Below are 3,308 nucleotides of genomic sequence, written 5' to 3'. Positions count from 1 at the left end.
GGCTCTTTACCGCGACACGATACGGAACAGTCGTGTTAGCGTTCGCGTACGTGATGACGTTCGGTCTCGAATTATCGATGAACGGATGGTTGGCGACATATTATCGAGAAGGATTCAATACCAGCAATCTCGTGTTAGCCTCAACGTTTGCAGCGACGTTCTCCATTGCGGCTGGGTTGTTACGACCGTTCGGAGGGTATATTAGCGATGTGTTAGCTCGTAATGAGCGAAATATCCTCCCAGTGTTCAAAGGACGGTACCGTGAACAGTGGACATTTGTGTCGCTGTGTTTCGTTGTCGTGGCAATGTTCGGTATGACAGTCGCAGGCTTGAGCGGAGAGGTGCTGATAGCTGTTGGTGTTGGGTTCCTCGTTGGAATGGGGTGTGCATTCGCCGAGGGAGCAATTTTCGCACAGGTGCCAGCAATGTTCCCGGACAGTTCCGGCGCGGTCGCTGGTGTTGTCGGAGGGGTAGGAACTGTTGGTGGGATTGTATATCCTCTCGTGTACGCGGCACCGTTCTTACCAAATCTACATATCGGTTACTCAGTCGTCGCTTTGTCGATGGTGCCGATTCTGTTGTTGACAGCCTGGGTATTCCAACCAACAGTTGCTTCCCGAGCAACGGACGATGGGTTCGTCAGCAGCGACGAGAGCGTCTCAATCGCAGACGATTAGATTAAAATTAGATATATCATATCTTTTGTAGATACATAATGAGCACTTTACATGAGATTTAATTTACTGAGCTGAATACCATTCTCCTAGATCACAACCACGTCTGTTATATCGTCAGTGCAGTAGATCTGTTTTTTGATTCAGAGTTGCTCATATAATCATACTCACTGGAGATCAATATGGCTTGTTTACAGAGGAATTGAGTTATGTATTCATCGATAAAAATTAGCGATAATGAACGCTCTGTCATATTTTCACGAAATTCATAGGTTTCATTTCTAACATTCTATACGGTGGATTATGCTATTCATTATATGTCACATATCGGCGGAAATATACATTTATTGAAATATTTTCAAGAATTAACTGAGAGCATACTCATCATACTATTATGATGGTGACGCTATTGAGGATTATCTGACTCCTCACATCTCGGCAGTTCATGAAGCTGTAACGCTCCTGCCCATTAGCTTCGATTAGTAAGCAAAGTGAGTATATTGAAAATTTGTACATTGACATTGTTATACACTGGTCGCGGCGTACACATGCTAATTAATAATCGTTGTTACCAGAATTCCCGTAGGCATTGCTGTATGCAAAGAGATCCGCTAATCCGAGATGTCTCAAAATCACCGAAATTTGAGACAATATGCTTACTGAGCCTGTATATAGATTCAAAAAAGTTCACTTACAAATATCCTATCATAACTGCGTCTATCAATCGTGTTTCAGGAAAGAAATCCGTTTTATTTATCAATAATCTGGCGCAAAAAAAGTTTACGAATAGTATTATGATATATTTACGTCTATATGCTATTTATCGATTGATTTACAGTCAGTATATTGAATTATCTAGTGATCGATGATAAAATGTTATCGACAGATTTCATATTAATCTTCTATGATGTATTTACTCTTGGATGAATTAAATAACAATAGTACCACTGTTAGTTAGCCTCGAATATCAGCAAATAATCTGAGTTTATTTATATAAACACATATGGGGTGACAGTAGTTTATTCCAATAAAAATATTAATCATACAAGTAACATTATTAGAACGAATTTTCGACATGATGTTTTGAGCAACCTGGACAGCACTCAAAGTTCATCTGCCTCCTTCAGCGAGTTAATTATTTGAACGTTAATTTAGCTAGTAGTGTCCCAGTGATTATAACAGCGACTACAAGCAACATGAATAATAGTCTACTGTCAAGGCAAAGTATTGTTGATTACAGTACAATTGCACTAGCTAGGAATCTATTCATGATCATCATCGTGAGATAAGTAGACTCACGATGGAAATTGTCTTCTCTCAAGTCTACTACCGTTGATATCAATATGTCGCCTCCGTAATATCCCAGTATAGAGGAACGAGGATTTGATACCATTTTAGGAGTGTGCAATGTTCAATTCAAGTTCATTCGCAGCACCAAGCAAGAGGTCTGGGAGTTCCTTTTCAAGCCATTCACCCTTGAGTCGGTGTGACGGACCAGAGACGCTGAGTGCACCAATGACATCGTCACCAGTGCCCTGTACCGGGACACCGACAGCATGGAGCCCATCAAGATTCTCTTGTCGATTAAAACTGTATCCTCGCCTTCTGATCTTGTCGAGTTCCGCGAGCAGTGTCTCCTGGTTAGTGACGGTCGCATCTGTGATAGGGTCGAAAGTTGTTTGTTCGATTATTTCGAATAGTCGGTCTTCGTGGAGTGCCGACAAAATTGCCTTCCCCGCCGCAGTCGCATGGAGCGGGATCCGGCTACCAACGCCTGGGTCTGTCTGCACTGCCCGGTCACCGGCAGAGCGAGCGAGATATACGGCCTCACCGTGCTCTTCAACGAGAAATTGTGCTCGTTCATCAGTCTCTTGGGCAAGTTCATCAACCATGTCGTGTGCGAGATCAAAGCCAGGGCGGCAGTCTCGTGCATGCTGACCGATATCCAGAAATCGAAGCCCCACGTGGAATCCGTCAGGTTCCTCGACTACATATCCTAATTCCTCAAGTGTCCGCAAATGCCTGTGAACAGTGCTTTTAGCATAATCTAGCTCTGCTGCAACGGCTGTCACGGTTAGACCGTTACTCGATTTTACACATTGGACGATATCGAACAGCGTTTTAGCTGTGCTGACCGCGTCTGGTAGGTTACCAGCTTGCTTTTTCATATCCTATTTATACTAATAGAGTAGTATATATGATTCGACATTCTCGAACAGCTGTGTTGAGTCTGCGCACATAAGAACGATTAATACTGATACCTGACCAACTTCAAACGTGCAACCGGAGCAGCAACTATCTAAATTCGTTTCAACAATTGAATATGAGAATCTTCCGAATGGCGCAGTCAACACCATCACGCGAGCTGTTACCGATACGATCGGTGTCACGCTTGCTGGCGCAGTCGAGGGAGCCGGTCAGACGGCTGCAATGTCAGCGGAAATCGATACTAACTCAACAGATGCGGCGACGCTTCTAGGTGTCACATCAACCGAAAAACCGCCAGCAGCTGCACTGCGGGTCGGTACTGCCAGCCATGCACTCGATTATGACGATCTTTCGTGGGGACTTGATGGCCACCCAAGTGTGACGCTTGTTCCGCCGTTATTGGCGCTTGCCGATACCGTTAACGCC

The 3,308-nt window shown here is 44.1% G+C and carries 3 protein-coding genes; 2 read left to right on the top strand and 1 reads right to left on the bottom strand.

What is annotated here, in order from left to right:
* Positions 1-677: MFS transporter (locus J07HQW2_RS03225; RefSeq protein WP_021053891.1), on the top strand; the 677-nt coding region annotated here is incomplete at its 5' end.
* A 1,391-nt stretch (positions 678-2,068) separates the two neighbouring features.
* Here J07HQW2_RS03225 and J07HQW2_RS03220 read toward each other — a convergent pair.
* Positions 2,069-2,842, bottom strand: a complete 774-nt coding sequence (locus J07HQW2_RS03220; protein ID WP_021053889.1) for an IclR family transcriptional regulator — start codon at positions 2,840-2,842, stop codon at positions 2,069-2,071.
* A 109-nt stretch (positions 2,843-2,951) separates the two neighbouring features.
* Between J07HQW2_RS03220 and J07HQW2_RS03215 the strand changes: the two genes are divergently transcribed.
* The coding region (locus tag J07HQW2_RS03215) for an MmgE/PrpD family protein (protein WP_021053888.1) at positions 2,952-3,308 on the top strand (357 nt) is incomplete at its 3' end.

Source organism: Haloquadratum walsbyi J07HQW2, from assembly GCF_000415985.1.
GTDB lineage: Archaea > Halobacteriota > Halobacteria > Halobacteriales > Haloferacaceae > Haloquadratum > Haloquadratum walsbyi_B.
This window is presented reverse-complemented; position numbering and strand designations above follow the sequence as displayed.

Bases quoted from the DNA above. Each gene is read 5' to 3' on its own strand.
- J07HQW2_RS03220 (WP_021053889.1), bottom strand. From the start codon at position 2,842: ATGAAAAAGCAAGCTGGTAACCTACCAGACGCGGTCAGCACAGCTAAA.